At 55.8% G+C, this 18,438-nt stretch carries 17 protein-coding genes; 15 read left to right on the forward strand and 2 right to left on the reverse strand.

From position 1 onward, the window contains the following. The first annotated feature begins 8 nt into the window (after positions 1-8). Genes lolD through IG168_RS09175 form a run of 3 tightly spaced genes read left to right on the forward strand, consistent with a single transcriptional unit; the run spans position 9 to position 2,267 of the window. Positions 9-764 (forward strand): lipoprotein-releasing ABC transporter ATP-binding protein LolD, encoded by a 756-nt coding sequence (gene lolD / locus IG168_RS09165; protein WP_193164088.1) that lies wholly within the window; start codon positions 9-11, stop codon positions 762-764. Further along, complete coding sequence (locus tag IG168_RS09170) at positions 757-2,022, forward strand: lipoprotein-releasing ABC transporter permease subunit (protein ID WP_193164089.1); 1,266 nt, start codon at positions 757-759, stop codon at positions 2,020-2,022. The genes lolD and IG168_RS09170 overlap by 8 nt, the downstream gene beginning before the upstream one ends. After that, positions 2,022-2,267: a DUF7661 family protein gene (locus IG168_RS09175; RefSeq protein WP_193164090.1), complete on the forward strand. Its 246-nt coding sequence runs from the start codon at positions 2,022-2,024 to the stop codon at positions 2,265-2,267. The genes IG168_RS09170 and IG168_RS09175 overlap by 1 nt, the downstream gene beginning before the upstream one ends. On the opposite strand, the gene IG168_RS09180 is transcribed toward IG168_RS09175, so the two are convergent. After that, on the reverse strand, positions 2,256-2,777 hold the full coding sequence (locus IG168_RS09180; protein ID WP_193164091.1) for a DUF2062 domain-containing protein: 522 nt from the start codon (positions 2,775-2,777) through the stop codon (positions 2,256-2,258). The two genes, IG168_RS09175 and IG168_RS09180, sit on opposite strands and share 12 nt — an antisense overlap. A 319-nt stretch (positions 2,778-3,096) precedes the next feature. Here IG168_RS09180 and IG168_RS09185 point away from each other — a divergent pair, with 319 nt between their 5' ends. The 12 genes from IG168_RS09185 (at position 3,097) to IG168_RS09240 (ending at position 17,337) form a co-directional block, all read left to right on the forward strand. Next, a complete protein-coding gene (locus IG168_RS09185) occupies positions 3,097-3,780 on the forward strand; it encodes a GntR family transcriptional regulator (protein WP_193164092.1) in 684 nt (227 codons plus the stop codon). A 24-nt stretch (positions 3,781-3,804) separates the two neighbouring features. Continuing rightward, positions 3,805-4,683 carry a methylisocitrate lyase gene (prpB, locus tag IG168_RS09190; RefSeq protein ID WP_193164093.1) on the forward strand — a complete coding sequence of 293 codons (879 nt, stop codon included), beginning with the start codon at positions 3,805-3,807 and terminating at the stop codon, positions 4,681-4,683. 60 nt (positions 4,684-4,743) lie between these two features. Next, on the forward strand, positions 4,744-5,868 hold the full coding sequence (prpC, locus tag IG168_RS09195) for a bifunctional 2-methylcitrate synthase/citrate synthase (protein WP_193164094.1): 1,125 nt from the start codon (positions 4,744-4,746) through the stop codon (positions 5,866-5,868). Between the two features lie 317 nt (positions 5,869-6,185). After that, positions 6,186-8,783 carry a Fe/S-dependent 2-methylisocitrate dehydratase AcnD gene (gene acnD, locus IG168_RS09200; protein ID WP_193164095.1) on the forward strand — a complete coding sequence of 866 codons (2,598 nt, stop codon included), beginning with the start codon at positions 6,186-6,188 and terminating at the stop codon, positions 8,781-8,783. Between the two features lie 172 nt (positions 8,784-8,955). Beyond that, a complete protein-coding gene (gene prpF, locus IG168_RS09205; protein ID WP_193164096.1) occupies positions 8,956-10,134 on the forward strand; it encodes a 2-methylaconitate cis-trans isomerase PrpF in 1,179 nt (392 codons plus the stop codon). A gap of 425 nt (positions 10,135-10,559) precedes the next feature. Beyond that, positions 10,560-11,468 carry a hypothetical protein gene (locus tag IG168_RS09210; protein ID WP_193164097.1) on the forward strand — a complete coding sequence of 303 codons (909 nt, stop codon included), beginning with the start codon at positions 10,560-10,562 and terminating at the stop codon, positions 11,466-11,468. A gap of 144 nt (positions 11,469-11,612) precedes the next feature. After that, on the forward strand, positions 11,613-12,215 hold the full coding sequence (locus IG168_RS09215) for a hypothetical protein (protein ID WP_193164098.1): 603 nt from the start codon (positions 11,613-11,615) through the stop codon (positions 12,213-12,215). A 401-nt stretch (positions 12,216-12,616) separates the two neighbouring features. After that, positions 12,617-13,759, forward strand: coding sequence for an XRE family transcriptional regulator (locus IG168_RS09220; protein WP_193164099.1), 1,143 nt, complete (start codon positions 12,617-12,619; stop codon positions 13,757-13,759). Then, positions 13,756-14,247, forward strand: a complete 492-nt coding sequence (locus IG168_RS09225) for a DUF4411 family protein (protein ID WP_193164100.1) — start codon at positions 13,756-13,758, stop codon at positions 14,245-14,247. Before IG168_RS09220 ends, IG168_RS09225 begins: the two co-directional genes overlap by 4 nt. A gap of 357 nt (positions 14,248-14,604) precedes the next feature. After that, positions 14,605-15,285, forward strand: a complete 681-nt coding sequence (locus tag IG168_RS09230; RefSeq protein WP_193164101.1) for a DUF998 domain-containing protein — start codon at positions 14,605-14,607, stop codon at positions 15,283-15,285. 124 nt (positions 15,286-15,409) lie between these two features. Beyond that, on the forward strand, positions 15,410-16,495 hold the full coding sequence (locus IG168_RS09235; protein WP_193164102.1) for a hypothetical protein: 1,086 nt from the start codon (positions 15,410-15,412) through the stop codon (positions 16,493-16,495). A gap of 560 nt (positions 16,496-17,055) precedes the next feature. Further along, positions 17,056-17,337 (forward strand): hypothetical protein, encoded by a 282-nt coding sequence (locus IG168_RS09240; protein ID WP_193164103.1) that lies wholly within the window; start codon positions 17,056-17,058, stop codon positions 17,335-17,337. Here IG168_RS09240 and IG168_RS09245 read toward each other — a convergent pair. Next, entirely contained in the window at positions 17,321-18,172 is an 852-nt protein-coding gene (locus tag IG168_RS09245; protein WP_193164104.1) for a hypothetical protein, read from the reverse strand. The genes IG168_RS09240 and IG168_RS09245 overlap by 17 nt on opposite strands. Positions 18,173-18,438 lie beyond the last annotated feature (266 nt).

Consider the following 18,438-nt stretch of genomic DNA (forward strand, 5'->3'; position numbering starts at 1 on the left):
GCCCAAGAATGAATAGCCAAGTCGAATTGCAAACCGAACAGGTGCGGCCCGCTAACTCCGGTAGCGGCGAAGTGGTGCTGGCCTGTCGCGAACTGTGTAAGAGTTACCGCCAGGGCAACAACGAGCTGCAAGTGCTGCGCGGCGTGGAGCTGCAGGTGGCCAAAGGCGAGAAGCTCGCCATCGTCGGCGCCTCCGGCTCCGGCAAGTCGACACTGCTGAACCTGCTCGGCGGCCTGGATACGCCCACTACCGGCGAAGTCTGGGTGGCGGGGCAGAACCTGGCCAGCCTGAATGCGAACGAGCGCGGCTGGCTGCGCAACAGCAGCCTCGGTTTTGTCTACCAGTTTCACCATCTGCTCGGCGAGTTCTCGGCGCTGGAAAACGTGGCCATGCCGCTGCTGATCGGCAAGCAGTCAGTGGCTGATGCGCGTGCAGAAGCCACGGCGATGCTACAGGCGGTCGGTCTCGGCGAGCGCCTGAGCCACAAGCCGTCACAGCTGTCCGGCGGCGAGCGCCAGCGGGTGGCCATCGCGCGGGCGCTGGTGACGCGGCCCGCCTGTGTGCTGATGGATGAGCCGACCGGTAACCTGGACCGGGCCACGGCGAAGGAAATCCATAAACTGATGGATCGCCTCAATCGCGAGCTGGAAATCAGTTTCGTAATCGTCACCCACGATCCGGATCTGGCGGCGGCGCTCGACCGCACCCTGCACCTGATCGACGGTCGCCTCGAAAGCAACTGGCACCAGGGTGATCATGTTTAGACCGCTGCCCACTTTTATCGGCCTGCGCTATGCGGGCGCCCAGCGTCGCAGCGACGATTCCGCCGGCCTGGTGTCGTTTATTTCCGGTCTGTCCATGGTGGGCCTGATTCTCGGCGTGGCGCTGATGATCGTGGTGATGTCGGTGATGAACGGCTTCGACCGCGAACTGCGCGAGCGAATTCTCGGCATCATGCCGCACGCGACCATCTACAACACTAGTCCGGAAATCGACTGGCCGGCGCTGCGCGACCAGCTGGCTGCGTCGCCAGAGGTGGTGTCCGCGGCGGAGGTGTGGCAGGTCAATGCGCTGGCGCGCAAGGGCAGGGAGGTCACGCCGCTACTGGTGCAGGGCGTGAATCCCGACACCATTGTCCAGGTTTCGAATATCGGGCGTTTCCTGAAACCGGAAAGCCTGGCGAGTTTGCGGCCGGGCGGCGGCAGCGATGGCGGTGTGATTCTCGGCCGTGGACTGGCGGAAAAACTCGGCGTCAAAACCGGCGAGCATATCTCCCTGATCGTGCCCAACAGTAATGATTCCGGCGGCCGTCAGGCCGCACGCCTGGCCGGCTTCCGCGTCACGGATATCTTCCATTCCGGCACTTCGCTGGATCAGTCCCTGGCGCTGGTTTCCTGGCAGCAGGCCCGCGAACTCGCAGGTGGTTCCGGCGGTGCCGGAGTGCAGCTGCGTTTCCACCGGATGCTGCAGGCGAATGGCATTCTGCGTGATCTGTTGCACCAGCTGCCGGCGCAGAACTTTTACGGCAGCGACTGGACCAGTACCCAGGGCAATCTCTACCAGGCGATCCAGATGTCCCGCAACCTGGTGGGGCTGTTGGTGCTGTTGATCATTGCCATTGCCGCCTTCAACGTGGTTTCCACGCTGGTGATGGTGGTCATCGACAAACACAGCGATATCGCCATCCTGCGCACCATGGGTGCGAGTACGCGGGAAATCCTGCTCACGTTTGTCAGCCAGGGCGCCCTGGTCGGTCTCGTCGGCGCGTTGGTTGGCGGCATCCTCGGGGTGATCGGTTCGCTGGTGGTGACCGACGTTGTGGATGCGATCCAGTCTCTGTTCGGCATTCAGTTCCTGAAGTCCGACGTCTATCCGGTGGATTACCTGCCGTCACAACTGCAGTGGTCGAATGTGGCTCTGGTGGTGGGTGCGGGCTTCCTGCTCAGCCTGCTGGCGACACTCTACCCATCTCTGCAGGCGAGCCGCGTACAACCGGCCGCTGCGCTGCGCAACGAGCAATAATGGCGCCGGGCGAGGGCGGGAACAGCCATCGCCTGGCGTTCGACGTCTACGGTCGTTTCGTACTTGTCCTGGTGCGGGAAGGGGATGTCTGGAGAGTTTTCCGGAAGGGTGAGGGTACCTTGAGGCCTGAGCCCGGCCTGGTCATTCCCGGCGATATTGCGCCTGGCGATCTCTGCATTTTCCTCGACGACCACTATCACGAGCTTGCCGCGGCCGGACAGGAAATCCGGCAGCTAGACCGCTGAGCGTTTCTCGATACGCATCTTCCAGCGCTTGACCACGTGCCAGCGCCACAATCCCTGCATGGCGAAATAGGACACAGCGGCGAAGAAAATGCCGGTCAACAGCGAGCCGAAGAATAGCGGCAGCCAGATTTTCCCCACTTCCTGCGTCAGCCACTGCAACGACAGTTCAATTTTGAAATCCAGCGGCGGCGTGCCCAGGATCCAGGCGCCCAGCTTGTAGGTGCTGTAAAAGATGGCGGGCATGGTCACCGGGTTGCTGATCCACACCAGTATCATCGATAGCGGCAGGTTGCAGCGAAACCACAGGGCGAGCAGGGCGGCGATGATCATCTGGCCGGGCAGCGGCAGGAAGCTGGTAAAGACCCCCACGGCGAAGGCCACCGACACCGAATGGCGGTTCAGGTGGAACAGGTTGGGGTCGTGCAGCAACTTTCCGAGAAACTTCAGGCCATTATTCGCGCGTACCTGTTCGGGAGTTGGCAGCCAGCGCCTGATAAAACTCTTCGGCATAACGTTGATCGATCCGGAAACCGGCAGCCCTAAACAATGGATGTCGTCGATACAGGAAGTGAGTTCGCACGGCGTTCCCGCTTCCAGTGCTGCCAGTAAATAAGCATAGAGTGCCCGGGCAGCGAGGGATAGTGGGGCCGTAGCGGGCGCTATTATGCCGCCTTCGCTGTAACAAGACTACCGCTCCATTTTAATTCAGTTTCTGATTTAGATTGTCAACACATCATTGTGTGGGCTACCGGTTGACGTCAGGTTTTTGGTGATCTATGGTGCTCGCACATTAAGATTGTCGACAATCTGGAGTCGGGCAGGGATTCATATGGCGTTGGAAGACGTGCAAGTGGAGTCGGTGGAAGCGGGGCAGAGCCTGGCTGACCGCCTATTTGTGACTCTTCGGGGCGAAATCGTCGAGGGCCTGATCCCCGCCGGCAGCAAGATCAGCGAGCCGGAATTGGCGCGGCGCTTCAATGCCAGCCGCGGCAGTCTTCGCGAAGCGGTGATGCGCCTGGAGTCCCTCGGACTGCTGGAACGGCGGGTCAATGTCGGCGCACGGGTCGTCGACCTGACCGAGCGCGGCCTGCTGGAGCTCTACGACGTGCGCGAGGCCCTGGAAGGCATGGCCTGTCGCCTGGCGGCAACCGAGCGGACGGGGGAAGACCTGGACGCACTGCGCGAGATGCTGGCGCGTCACGAGCAGCAGGAAGAGCTGCAGGCCGGGCGCGCCTATTTCCAGCCGGAAGGCGACTTCGATTTCCATTTCCGCATCGTGCAGGCCTCCAACAACGACCTGCTGATCGACACCCTGTGCAACCGCCTCTACTACCGCGTGCGCATGTACCGCTACCAGCTGGGCATGGCCAGTCCCCGCGCCAAGAGCGCCTTCCGCGAGCACAGCAATATCATCGATGCCATCGAAGCCGGAGACGGCGAACTGGCAGAAATCCTGATGCGGCGCCATATCCGCGCGTCGCGACTCAATATCGAAAAGAAACTGACGCAATAAACCTGAAGAGAAACGAGGTCGTTCATGAGCCAATCAATGACTGCCGGCGCGCGCTTCCGCCGCGCCCTTGCCGAAACCAATCCGCTGCAGGTTGTAGGCACCATCAACGCCTATAGTGCCATCATGGCCGAGCGTATCGGTCACAAGGCCATCTACCTGTCAGGTGCCGGCGTTGCCAACGCCTCATACGGCCTGCCGGACCTGGGCATGACCAGTCTCGACAACGTGCTCGAGGACGTACGCCGCATCACCGCAGCCACCGAACTGCCGCTGCTGGTGGATATCGATACCGGCTGGGGCGGCGCCTTCAACATTTCCCGCACCATCAAGGAAATGATCCGCGCCGGCGCCGGTGCAGTGCACATCGAAGACCAGGTGGCGCAGAAGCGCTGTGGTCACCGCCCGAACAAGGAAATCGTTTCCAAAGAAGAAATGGTCGACCGTATCAAGGCGGCGGTAGACGCGCGCACCGATGACGACTTCTTCATCATGGCCCGCACCGACTCCTTCGCGCAGGAAGGTCTGGACGCTGCGATCGAGCGCGCCCAGGCCTGTATCGAAGCTGGCGCCGACGGCATCTTCGCCGAAGCGGTCACCGAACTGGAGCACTATCGCGCGTTCAAAGATGCACTGAATGTGCCGATCCTTGCCAACATCACCGAGTTCGGCAAAACCAAGCTGTACAACGCGAAGGAGCTGGGTGAAGCCGGCGCCGATATAGTGCTTTACCCGCTTTCCGCATTCCGCGCGATGAACAAAGCGGCGGAAAACGTCTACACCAGCATTCTCGAAAACGGCGACCAGCAGGCGGTGGTGGACACCATGCAGACCCGCGCCGAGCTGTACGACTACCTGAATTACCACGACTTCGAGCAGAAGCTCGACGAACTGTTCAAAAAGTAATTTGGCGGTGCGCCCGGCGCACCCCGACAACCGACATCAGAGAGAAAAGGGGAATATAAGATGGCAGAGAAGAAACTCGGCGGAGCCGGCCTGCGCGGCCAGGTAGCTGGTAAAACCGCACTGTCCACCGTGGGCAAATCCGGTTCCGGCCTGACTTACCGCGGCTACGACGTCAAAGACCTGGCGGAAAACTGCGAATTTGAAGAAGTCGCTTACCTGATTTTCTACGGCGAACTGCCCACCAAGGCGCAACTGGCCGATTACAAAGGCGTGCTGAAAGGCATGCGCGGCCTGCCGCAGGCGCTGAAAGAAGTACTGGAGCGCATCCCCGCCGACGCCCACCCGATGGACGTCATGCGTACCGGCTGCTCCATGCTGGGCAACCTGGAAGGTGAAGAGAGCTTCGACCAGCAGCTGGAAAAAGCCAACCGTCTGCTGGCCGCTTTCCCGTCCATCATCTGTTACTGGTACCGCTTCACCCACGACGGCGTGCGCATCGAAACCGAAACCGACGACGACTCCATCGGTGGCCACTTCCTGCACATGCTGCGCGGCGAAAAGCCCAACGCCCTGCACGAGCAGGTAATGAACGTTTCCCTGATCCTGTACGCCGAGCACGAGTTCAACGCCTCCACCTTCACCGCGCGCGTCTGCGCCTCCACCCTGTCCGACCTGTTCAGCTGCATCACCGGTGCCATCGGCACCCTGCGCGGCCCGCTGCACGGCGGCGCCAACGAAGCGGCGATGGAACTGATCGAGCGCTTCTCCTCCGCGGACGAAGCCGAGAAAGAACTGCTGGGCATGCTGGAGCGCAAGGAAAAGATCATGGGCTTCGGCCACGCGATCTACACCGAATCCGACCCGCGCAACGCCATTATCAAGCAGTGGTCTGAAAAGCTGGCTGCCGACGTGGGCGACGAAGTGTTGTACCCGGTTTCCGTGCGCTGCGAAGAAGTGATGTGGCGCGAGAAGAAGCTGTTCTGTAACGCCGACTTCTTCCACGCATCCGCGTACCACTTCATGGGCATTCCCACCAAGCTGTTCACCCCGATCTTCGTGATGTCCCGCCTCACCGGTTGGGCCGCCCACGTATTTGAGCAGCGCGCCGACAACCGCATTATCCGCCCGAGCGCGGAATATGTCGGTGTGGAGCCGCGCAAGGTAACGCCGATCGCAGAACGCTAAGGAACCTCTGAATAATTACTGCGCGTGCGCCTGACGGCGTCCGGCTGTGCTCGGAATGCTCACGTACTTCAAGTACGCTCCGCTTCCTCCGCGCAGGCGGCCACCGTCAGCCACCCGCTCGCTACATTATTCAAAGGCTCCTACATAACCTGATGCGAAGGTGTCGGTGCCGGGTCGGGTTTTGCTGGACTGTCGAAAAGAGGGACCTTTTCGACAAGCCCCCATGGATGGGTTCACGGCGTGTCCATCAAAACCCGACCCGGTGCCGGCACCGCCACCAAACGCCCCGACTAAATGACCCGACTGGGTGACTAGAAATGAACACCGAATTCCGCAAAAAACTCCCCGGCACAGATCTCGACTTTTTCGACACCCGCGAGGCGGTCGAAAACATCCAGCCGGGTGCTTATGAAAAACTGCCGTATACCTCCCGTATCCTGGCGGAAAACCTCGTGCGCCGCTGTGAGCCGGAAAAACTCACCGACGCCCTCAAGCAGATCATCGAACGCAAACGCGACCTCGACTTCCCGTGGTTCCCCGCGCGCGTCGTCTGCCACGATATTCTCGGCCAGACTGCACTGGTGGATCTCGCCGGCCTGCGCGATGCCATCGCAGAGAAGGGTGGTGACCCCGCCAAGGTAAACCCGGTGGTGCCCACCCAGCTGATCGTCGACCACTCCCTGGCCGTCGAGCACCCCGGTTTTGAAAAAGACGCGTTCGAAAAGAACCGCGCGGTGGAAGAGCGTCGCAACGAAGACCGCTTCCACTTCATCAACTGGACCAAGACCGCATTTGAAAATGTCGACGTGATCCCGCCCGGCAACGGCATCATGCACCAGATCAACCTGGAGAAAATGTCACCAGTGGTGCAGGTGAAAGAAGGTGTCGCCTTCCCGGATACCTGTGTCGGCACCGACAGCCACACCCCGATGGTGGATGCGCTCGGCGTAATCTCCGTAGGCGTGGGTGGCCTCGAAGCCGAGAGCGTCATGCTCGGCCGCGCCTCCTACATGCGCCTGCCCGATATCATCGGCGTGGAGCTGACCGGCAGACTGCAGCCCGGCATCACCGGTACCGACATGGTGCTGGCCCTGACCGAATTCCTGCGCCGCGAGCGTGTAGTGGGTGCGTATCTCGAATTCTTCGGCGAAGGCGCTTCCAGCCTGAGCCTGGGCGACCGCGCCACCATTGCCAACATGACGCCCGAGTACGGCGCCACCGCCGGCATGTTCGCCATCGACGAGCAGACCATCGACTACCTGAAGCTCACCGGCCGCGACGACGAGCAGGTAGCTTTGGTAGAGAAGTTCGCGAAAGAAACCGGCCTCTGGGCAGACACTTTAAAGGGAGCCGAGTACGAGCGCGTACTTAAGTTCGACCTCTCCTCCGTAGGCCGCAACCTGGCCGGCCCGTCCAACCCGCACGCACTGCTTCCGGTATCCGAACTGGCCAACCGTGGCATCGCCAAAGAATGGGAAGAGAAAGAAGGCGAGATGCCGGACGGCGCGGTGATCATTGCCGCGATCACCAGCTGCACCAACACCAGTAACCCGCGCAACATGATTGCGGCGGGCCTGATTGCGCGCAACGCCAACAAGCTCGGCCTGACCCGCAAGCCCTGGGTGAAAACCTCTCTGGCTCCGGGTTCCAAGACCGTAAAAATGTACCTGGAAGAAGCCGACCTGCTGCCGGAACTGCAGCAACAGGGCTTCGACGTGGTCGCCTTTGCCTGCACCACCTGTAACGGCATGAGCGGCGCGCTGGACCCGAAAATCCAGAAAGAAGTGATCGACCGCGACCTGTACGCCACCGCCGTACTGTCCGGCAACCGCAACTTCGACGGCCGTATCCATCCGTACGCCAAGCAGGCGTTCCTGGCTTCGCCGCCCTTAGTAGTGGCCTACGCCATCGCCGGCACCATCCGCTTCGATATCGAGAAAGATGTACTGGGCCACGACAAAGACGGCAACCCGGTCACCCTGAAAGATATCTGGCCGAGCGATGAAGAGATCGACGCGATCGTCAAACAGAGCGTGAAGCCCGAGCAGTTCCGCGAGGTCTACATCCCGATGTTTGACCTGAACAAGGCGGAAGCAGAGAAGGGCGAGCCGCTGTACCACTGGCGCCCGCAGAGCACCTACATCCGCCGCCCTCCTTACTGGGAAGGCGCTTTAGCGGGAGAGCGCGCGCTGAAAGGCATGCGTCCGCTGGCGGTACTGGGTGACAACATCACCACCGACCACCTGTCGCCGTCCAACGCGATCCTGGCCAGCAGTGCCGCCGGTGAATACCTGGCGAAAATGGGCCTGCCGGAAGAGGACTTCAACTCGTACGCCACCCACCGCGGCGATCATCTCACCGCCCAGCGCGCCACCTTCGCCAACCCGAAACTGTTGAACGAAATGGTGCGCGACGACAACGGTGCAGTGAAGCAGGGCTCCCTGGCCCGCGTCGAGCCGGAAGGCAAGGTCACGCGCATGTGGGAAGCCATCGAAACCTACATGGAGCGCAAGCAGCCGCTGATCATTATTGCCGGCGCCGACTACGGCCAGGGCTCCTCCCGTGACTGGGCCGCCAAGGGCGTACGTCTCGCCGGCGTGGAAGCGATCGTGGCCGAAGGCTTCGAGCGCATTCACCGCACCAACCTGATCGGCATGGGCGTGCTGCCACTGGAGTTTCAGCCGGGCACCACCCGCGAGACCCTGGGCCTCGACGGCACCGAGACTTATGACGTGATCGGCGACCGCACCCCGCGCGCGACCCTGACCCTGCTGATCCACCGCAAAGACGGTGAAACCGTAGATGTGCCGGTGACCTGTCGCCTGGATACCGCGGAAGAAGTCTCCATCTACGACGCCGGCGGTGTACTGCAGCGCTTCGCCAACGACTTCCTGGAAGCCGAAGCCAACGCCTAAACCCAACCACCGTCATCCCGGACTCGATCCGGGATCCAGTAAAAAACCTCGTCATCCCGGACCCGATCCGGGATCCAGCTGACCTCCCGTCATGCCGGACCTGATCCGGCATCCAGCTTCGAGGCACTGGGTCCCGGATCAAGCCCGGGACGACGACAGTGTGAGAAACCCCATGACTCATGCCCCCCAAATAAAAGTCCCCGCCACCTACATGCGCGGCGGCACCAGCAAGGGCGTGTTCTTCCGCCTGCAGGACCTCCCTGAATCGGCCCAAGTCCCGGGCCAAGCAAGAGACAACCTGCTGCTGCGGGTGATCGGCAGCCCCGATCCCTACGGCAAGCAGACCGACGGCATGGGCGGGGCCACCTCCAGCACCAGCAAAACCGTCATCCTGTCGAAGAGCGAGCAGCCGGAGCACGACGTGGATTACCTGTTCGGACAGGTCTCCATCGACAAGCCGTTCGTGGACTGGTCCGGCAACTGCGGCAACCTCACCGCCGCCGTCGGTGCCTTCGCCATCAACAGCGGCTTCGTCGATGCGGCTCGCGTTCCAGAGAACGGCATCTGCACCGTGCGCATCTGGCAGGCCAATATCAAGAAAACCATCATCGCCCACGTACCCATCACCAATGGGGAAGTGCAGGAGACCGGTGATTTCGAGCTGGACGGCGTCACCTTCCCCGCGGCAGAGGTCCAGATCGAATTCATGGACCCGGCGGATGGAGAAGGGGCCATGTTCCCCACCGGCAACCTGGTGGACGACCTGGAAGTACCCGGCGTCGGTACCCTGAAAGCCACCATGATCAACGCCGGTATCCCGACCATATTCATTAATGCGGCGGATATCGGTTACACCGGCACGGAACTGCAGGAAGCCATCAACGGTGACGACAAGGCCCTGGCCATGTTCGAGACCATTCGTGCATATGGTGCGAAGGCCATGGGCCTGATCGAAAACGTGGAAGAGGCAGCCGCCCGCCAGCATACCCCCAAGGTCGCGTTCGTCGCGGAGCCCAAGGGCTATGCGGCCTCCAGTGGCAAGCAAGTGGACGCGGGTGAAATCGACCTGCTGGTACGTGCGCTGTCCATGGGCAAACTGCACCACGCCATGATGGGCACCGCTGCGGTGGCCATCGGCACCGCCGCCGCGATTCCCGGTACCCTGGTCAATCTGGCCGCAGGGGGAGGGGAGCGCAATGCCGTGACCTTTGGCCATCCGTCAGGCACCTTGCGGGTGGGTGCGGAGGCTGAAGTGGTTAATGGGCAGTGGACGGCTACCAAGGCCATTATGAGCCGCAGTGCAAGGGTTCTGATGGAGGGGTGGGTGCGGGTGCCCGGTGATTCTTTTTAGTTCACCTTGCAGTAGAAGCGGCTAATAGCAGTGGGAACTGTCTAAGCTGACTTCGGAAGTTGAAAAAGCGAGCCTCAATTGAGGCTCGCTTTTTTTTATGTTTGTCGTTGACCGATTGATATTTAACCGTAATGCAACTTGTAACCCTCGATTAGGGTGGTGTCTAAGTTTGATCTCTTCGGTGGGAGGCTAAGTCGTTGACTTAAAGTGGGATTTTAATACTATCTTGGGGAGCTATATCTAGAGATTTAAAGATACCGCACAATATAATTTTGTCGGGAAGCAATCTCACCCATCGCAATTTGAAGGTTTGTAGATTGTTTTGGTCGGCTGATTTGCCATTGATTGCCGAATTACCAAGAAGAAAATTATAAAGTAGCGCCTGTATAATAAGCCGTTAAGCATCCGAGTTAAGTGAGGTAGTTTTGAAATTATTACAATGGACTCTGTTTGTAGACATGCTTGGATACAGGGAGGTCAATGGCTCTATTTACTCCGATAAAGATGCAGAAGAATTTATAGAGTTTATGGAGGCAAATAAAAATATTCTTGATTACTCTAATCGTGACAAGGTCAAGGAACGATACAAAAAAGATGAGTTTGATTTATATGAGTATTATGAGGTGCATAGCTGTTTCGTATCTGACTCAATTATAATTACATACAAGCCTAAAGAAGTTGAAAAGCTAGCCAACGAAGAAGAGAAATTTATGCATTCGGCAAATGCATTGTTTATCATTTGCATGAGGCTTCAGACTTTGATTTTTCATTGCTTCATGGAAAGGGGGATATTTTTAAGGGGCGGAATCTCATCAAAATACGCATATATAAAAGATAGTTTCGCTGTTGGCGAGGGAGTTATTGAGGCGTATTTGGCAGAGAGTTCAATTGCAAAGTATCCAAGAATTGTCTTGCACCCTAATGTGGAGGAGAACGAAAAGCTAATAGAAAAAATAAAATTTTTGTCTGATGTGATGTATGGTGGAAAATCATTGATTCAAAGGGATGATAAGGACGGAATTTTGTTTTTAGACTACATAGGACATGCGTTATCTTCGTCAGATTTGAATAGTGCGGCTGTTGCTCGGTCTGCTGCAGTTAACCCCCTCATGTTCTTGGCTCAGAAATACGCTACATTGAATTATGTTCGTCGACATTATGAGGCTCTGAAAAATAAGATTGGTGAAATTGAAAGTGGTCTTAAGCAAGCTGAAAGTGAATCGAAAGAATATGAACAAATATCGAGAGTGCTAAGTAAATTTATTTGGCTAAAGGAATATCATAATCGCAGCATCGCTGGTATTAAAGAGCTTGAGGGCTACCTCGTAGCATAGTTATATGCTTAACAAGCGCTGCAGGCCGATAGCTTACGCCGTGTACTATCGCGCACTCGCTGCTGCTTTAAATTTCGCGTAAAACGTTCGCAATGCAAGCTGTGGCTGGCTGCTGAGTGCGGCGTTATATTTTCGGAGTAGTTAATGTCTGATGGTCTTTTAAGACAGAGAAGAAATCTTATTCTCATTTCGTCATTGCTGATATTCTTGCGTTTTTCTAAAGTTGAAATATCGAAATTGTCATTTCTTGGTGTGGAGTTTGGAAGTTTTGAAAATCCTAGCGCCATCTACGTAGCATTGTGGATTGTCTGGGGCTATTTTTTAATTCGCTATTATCAATACTTTATGCAAGAAGGATTCAACGAGTCAGTGGTCAAATTTTCAGAAGCTCTATCTGAGAAAAGTCGGCGTGTGATAAAAGCAGCCGTCGATAAAGACTATCCCGATAATACTGGCGGAGAGGTAGATTTCTTTCTGCTAAAAAATTGGATGTGGATCTATCATGGACAAGAGAGTAATGGAATTCCCAGTGGGCATGATGGACATCGCTTAGAAAATTTCCATTTTAGATTTCAGCGTAGAAAGCTTGTGCGCCCTGTAATTATGAGTATTTATACTACCGTGGTAAATAGATCAGCATTCACTGATTATTATATGCCGTTACTAATTGCAGTATTTGCTCTGGCTTATGGCTTTAGTGGCTGGGATGGTAGTTTGGTAGGTGCCTTGAAATCCCTGATAACATAAAAATGCGCTGTAGGGTGAGGGAGGCTTAGGTTGTGCACTTGATTTTGGCATTGCTGCTTCCCCATTAGAATTGCGCAAAGTTTATCGTGGTAAATATATCAGCTAATTTTTTAGAAACAGATAGAGATGCTTATTGTGTAAGTCTGCTATTTTTATATTTTGGTCCTATTTTTGAATAAAATCCGTGTTGGCGATACATAGAAGTAGATTTAATATTGCTTTTAAGTGCTGGGGTGCTCTGAAGTTTGGTTGTTTAAGAACTTCGGTCGTTTAGATGGAGCTTAGGTCAAGGTATTGTGGAAATAGTTGATTTCTTGGGGGAAAAGCTTATAAATGGCAATTACGACCGATTTTCTGATAGATTATTGCTATTTTAACGGGTTGATTGAGCGGTTTTAGCTATGGCTGAGGCAAAAATAAACACAAAGATGCTTAGGTGGGCCCGTGAACGCACTGGCATGCAGGCGCCTGATTTCGCAGCTAAATGCGGTGTAAGTCCTGCCAAGCTAGACGAGTGGGAGTCTGGCCTCAAGAAAATCACCTTCAACCAGGCTCAGCGTTACGCAGAAAAGGCGCATATACCATTTGGTTATCTGTTTTTGAAGGAGCCTCCTGCAGATGATTTGCTGATACCTGATTTACGCACTTTAGGTGGAAGTGGAGTTGGTAATGCCAGTGCTGAACTTAAAGATATAGTAAAGATTATGCTTCAGCGGCAGGAATGGTACCGGGAGTATTTAAAGAATCATTTTGCCGGGCAAAACCCATATGTTGGGTGTCTTTCCGTTGACGTGGGTGTTGAGACGATAGTGTCAAGTATGAGGGAAGCGCTCAGGGTGCCTCCTCATCCTGAGCGAGGTACTTGGGATGAATATTATCGAGAATTGGTGGAAAGAATTGAGTCCATAGGAATCATGGTAATGCGGCAAGCAAACATTGGTCATCACTCCAGACCGTTGCGAGTCGAAGAGTTCCGAGGGTTTGCAATTGCTGACGAATTAGCTCCAGTGATTTTTGTAAATCATGCTGATTGCCCGGGTGCTAGGTTGTTTACTTTATTACATGAGCTTTGCCATATCTGGATAGGAGAGTCTGGAATTTCCGATGGTGACTCTAATGCGGAGCAGCAAGAAGAAATTCTATGCAACGCTGTTGCAGCGGAATTTCTTGTGCCATCCGAGGAATTTTTGTCTTTGTGGGATGGAGGGATTGACCCATGGCTTGATAATCTTCCAGTTCTCGAAGCTAACTTTCATGTAAGCAAGTGGGTATTGGCACGGCGCGCTTTAACTTTGAATAAAATTACTAAAGGCCAGTACGAAGCATTTATTGCTGACCAAGAAGATAAATTCCGTAATCGTGAAAAAAAGAGCGGTGGACCCACTTATTATCGTGCGAAAAAGGCACAATTAAGTAATATTTTTTCTCGCGCAGTTGTTACTGAGGCTTTAAATGGACAGCTACTTTTGAGAGATGCGGGGCACCTTTTGGGTGGCATAAAACCAAATAAAATTAAAATTTTTGCCAGGGAGTTAGGGGTTTGAATTATTTGTTGGATGCAAATACCTATATCGAGGCGAAAAATAGGTATTACGGAATGGATATATGTCCTGCATATTGGGAATGGCTGGATAAGAAGTTTGATGAAGGGTTTGTTGCCAGTATTGAATTTGTTGGTCGCGAGCTAAAAGCAGGAAATGATGAGCTTGTTGATTGGGTGAAACATCGGCCACAGCACTTCATCAAGTATGATGATTCAGCTACCCAAGAGGCGTTTGTCGAAATAGCAAATTATGTCGTAAGTGGAGACTATAATTCGGGCAATAGAGATAATTTCTTGGCCGGTGCCGATCCGTGGATAATTGCCAAGGCCAAAACGTTAGGCGCCTCTGTAGTTACTCATGAAGCTGTCTTGTCACCAGCAACAAAAAAAGTAAAGGTACCCAATATTTGCAAGTACTTCGATGTTTCTTGCGTGGATACATTTAGTTTTATGAGACAGCTTCAGGCGAAGTTTGTCCTTGGTGCATAAGCTTCAGTCATGATTGAAGGGCTAAAGAATATAAAAGAATATATATGGGGTCAGATCAACATTATGACATCCATTAGCATCCACTGAGTTTTCCATCCATTAGTCTATGGCCATAACAAAGAGGGAAGGGAATTCTTTATGGCCAGATTTCCGCGCCTAGGTCCTGCGGGGATTCCGCAGCATGTCATACAACTGGGCAATAATCGGCAGGTTTGCTTCTGTTCAGAGCAGGATATGATCGCCTAGCCGGTTGGCTAAAACAGTATGCAAAGGAATTCGATATTCAGGTACATGCCTGGGTGTTGATGACTAACCACGTTAACCCGCTGGTAACTCCGGACATATGAGGTTGGGTCCATGGATAGGAAACCACTAGACACAGAAATTGATCACCACACGGCTAAATTGATCGTGGGATTTATCGCTTTGTCGCTTGCGAGTTTAACGGACTTGCTGACGCCTGGGGTCAGTATCAGCTCGATTAGTCTTTCATATCATTTAACGGATAATGCACGAAATGTCTTCGTTGGATCTCTCTGCGTAATATCGGCTTTTCTCTGGTCATATAATGGCTACTCTTTGTTTCAAGCAGTCTTAAGTAAAGTCGCAGCAGTCGCTGTCGCAGCAGTGGCATTTTTTCCATGCGATTGCTTTACAGGTCGGGGTGTTGAGGGGGCAGCTAGAGAACCCACGATGACTGGGGTTGTCCACACGGCCTCGGCAATTTCAATGTTCGTTATCCTCGCAATTTTTTGTTGGCTGTTTTACCTGAGAGCTAAAGGAAAAGATTCTAAACAGGCGAGGGTTAGGGGGCGGATTTATAGAATCTGCGCAGTCGCTATGGTTGGCGCCATGGCCGTACAGCTGCTCGATATTCTGGACTGGGTAGATTTTAGCGGTATTACTAACCGGTTAACTTACTATGTCGAAGCGACAGGGTTGTTTGCCTTTGGTGTTGCATGGATGACAGCTAGTCGCATGTTGCCATTTATTACTAATGAAGAAGAGCGTATAAAAATCGAGCTTTCTGGGAGGTAGCTGATTTTATGGGGTTGTGTTCATTTCTCGGTATTGGTTGTTCTCTGTTCTTTTGCGAGTAAATTCAGCGGCGATTCAGTTGTGCCGGGTTAAAAAGCAGGTGTGAATCCAAGGAAAACGCACCATGCGCCAGGTCCCATACCGATTACTCGCCGCTCTCACCATCGTTTTGACGCTCGGTGGCTGTGTCACCTACCCATCAGCCCCGCCGGTCATCGTCGGGAGCAACTATGTCCGCAAGGCTCCTCCGGTTTACTCCTATTCAGTGATCACCGATCCCGGCCATCGTTACTACGACGATACGCTCGGCGTTTACGTATTCTACGACCGCAGCGACGTTTTCTTTCGACAGGGACGTTACTATCGTTGGCATCAGGACCATTGGATCAGTGCCAATCACTGGCGTGGCCCTTGGTATCCGGCCCCGAATCTGTATATCTCGGCAAACTTCAATGATCGCTGGCAGACGCGCTTGCGCCGCCATGGCGATCGCTATGCCGGAGGGCACGACCACAGAGCGCCGCGCCGGAACGATCATGACGACGGTTACAACCGGCGGGACCAGCATGAAAGCAACGCGCATCGACTTGATCGTCGTGAGGAGGGCCAGATTCGTGGCCGAGGCGGCGAACATGGGTTTGCTGGCATAGCCGAGCCAAAGCCGCGGGCGTCTCAGATGGATAACCGGAGCAGGGATCGCCGTAATGAACGCCCGGAGCCACGTCGGAATCCAAGTCGGAACGAGCGCGCAGTTAAACTTGCGGACAAGCCCACCGGCATTCGCGGCCCACGAGTTGTTCCTGTATTAGACCGTCCAGCAACCGATCGCCGCACGGTGCGCGACAGGCCCAAGCCACAAACCCAGCGCGGCCAGCCCCAGCTCCAGCGTAATGCGCCAAATGATCGGCGCAATGCTGCCGCGAAGCCAGCTTCGCGCCAGGAGGCCGATCGCCGTACGGTGCGCGACAGGCCCACGCCGCAAACCCAGCGCGGCCAGCCTCAGCCCCAGCGCCATGCGCCAAATGATCGGCGCAAGGCTGCCGCGAAGCCAGCTCCGCGCCAGGAGCGCGAGCAACCAGAGAACGAGCAGCCAAAGAAAACGGAAAAGAAAAAGAAGTCCAAAAAGAAAACGGATAAGCGCGATCAGGTACGCCTGGTGCGTGAGCCGGTTAACCACCGGTCCAATGAAGCACGCCGTCGGATCGATTGAGCCTGTCTAGTAAATGGGGGGCAGCGCCAGATGCATCATGAAGGAAAAGAGGGCCAGGGCAGGCGCTGCATCCGCGCCCGCCGTGGCGATTTAGCAATTGCCTTTCTTGGCCTGTCCCGGCGGGCAGTGCTTCTGGCCCCCGCCGACAATGACGCCAGGGACTAATATCTTGCCAGGCTTCATTTCCAGGCTGGGGCCAACCACTGCGCAGCCGTTAAGAAAAGCGGTTGCGCACAGGATCAGAGCGATTTTTAGTTTCATGGGAATACAGCGGTAAGTGGATTTGGCCGCCATGCTAAAGTCTGCGTTGTTGAAGGTCTATTTGCCTCCCGGGCTTTTGCCCAAATTTGAGGGCCGTTTCTCACTGCAATCCTTCGGAAGGTGCGGCTGATCACAGCGCGAATGCGGAGTCTGACACAGGTATGAGTCCTGCTCAGGCCAAACGGTTTAGGCTGGCCGCAACAGCCCTCGCGTCCAGCTCTGGCGATTACTGATAGCAGTGCATTTTTCCGGTGGAACGGCACAAGCCTGCACTCCAAGCCTCAACTCAGAACAGCCTCTTGCCTCAAGGGTTTCTCCTCAGTCGCCAGAGCTTTGATCAGCGCGGCAGCAGCTGCATCCACTACTGGCTGGCCACGCCCGAGGGCCCGGTCAAGTTGGTCATTGAGGGCGAGCGCCGGGTCTTTATGGTGAAGGTGGTGGACCGCACCCAGGTGACTGAGGTGCTGGCCGGCGTGCCCTACGATTGGCAGCAGCTGGGTTTCCAGACCTTTGGCCGCGAGGAGGCGGCCATTGATTCGGCTCGGAAACCCTGGCCGCCGTGTCCTACACCAGGTGGTTGAACTTGCTGCTGCTGCGGCTCCGGTTGCCGTATTGGGCGACGCGGACGCCGATGGCGGCTTCGATCAGTGCGGTCACATCGTCTTCGATGCCGTGCGCGTCACGCTCGGTGGGCTGGTTGGCGTAGAAATTCCATGGCGAGTGATCGCTCTGAGCGAAGTTGCCGACTCCGGAGAGGGTGGTCTTGTAGCACTCCCGCATCCACTCTTCGACCTCGAGCTTGATGCTCGAACGCTTGAACCAGGTCGGACGGGCGGTGCCGCAGAAGGTCCGGAAGTCGTTGCGCGCGTTCTGGGAGGCCTGATTGGACACGTTCAGCGGCACGCTGAGCCATCTGGAGATCATCTGGGGCGTCGCGGAAACGTCGGTGCCCTGGCTGACCTGCTGGAACATCCGGATCCGATCCTGGACCGAGCCCATGCCATGGACATTGGTGTGGGCGTTGATCTTGGAGCTGGAGTTCTGGTCGGGGAACTCGAGCTCGCCGCCCGCGAGTCCCTGCGAGATACGGAAGAATTGCTCGCTGTGGCGGGTCTCGTGGTAGATCGTCGCGCACAGTTCGACGAAGTCCTCGTAGATCAGGTGGGCGTCATTGGTGTAGTTGGCGTTCAGTCTCAAGCGCCAGCTGCCCCAGCTGAAGGACCCGCATAGGCCCGGGCCGAGATTATTGTGGGATATTGCTGGCGTGGGCATGAAGGTCGTCATGCCGCGAATCGCCTGCTCGATCGACTGCCGCCGACGGGTTGTCCGGCTTCCGCCGGTGCGGTTCCAGTCCTTCCAGACATTGCGCATGCGGTTGGCGAAAGTTTGCTTCGTCGCTTGGAGATGGAGAGTCACTGTCTTGCCTCCCTGGCTGTTATTAGGTTGCCGATGTCTACTGACTCGGCGGCGCGAACACTCCTCGTTCGGGCGCGAGCATTCTCGCTCGCCCTGTCCGATCATACAAGGGTGGCTTGTAAACTCCGCGACGAACGGGGCCGCGGGCGCCTTGCGCAGCCCGTCAAGCGGCCCCTGTTAGACGACCTGACCGGCCGCCAGCACACAGACGGTCGCGTTCAAGGCCGCGACGTCGCGGGTATCATGCGTCACCAGAATCTAAATAA

The organism is Microbulbifer hainanensis (assembly GCF_014904735.1).
Taxonomy (GTDB): Bacteria; Pseudomonadota; Gammaproteobacteria; order Pseudomonadales; family Cellvibrionaceae; genus Microbulbifer; species Microbulbifer hainanensis.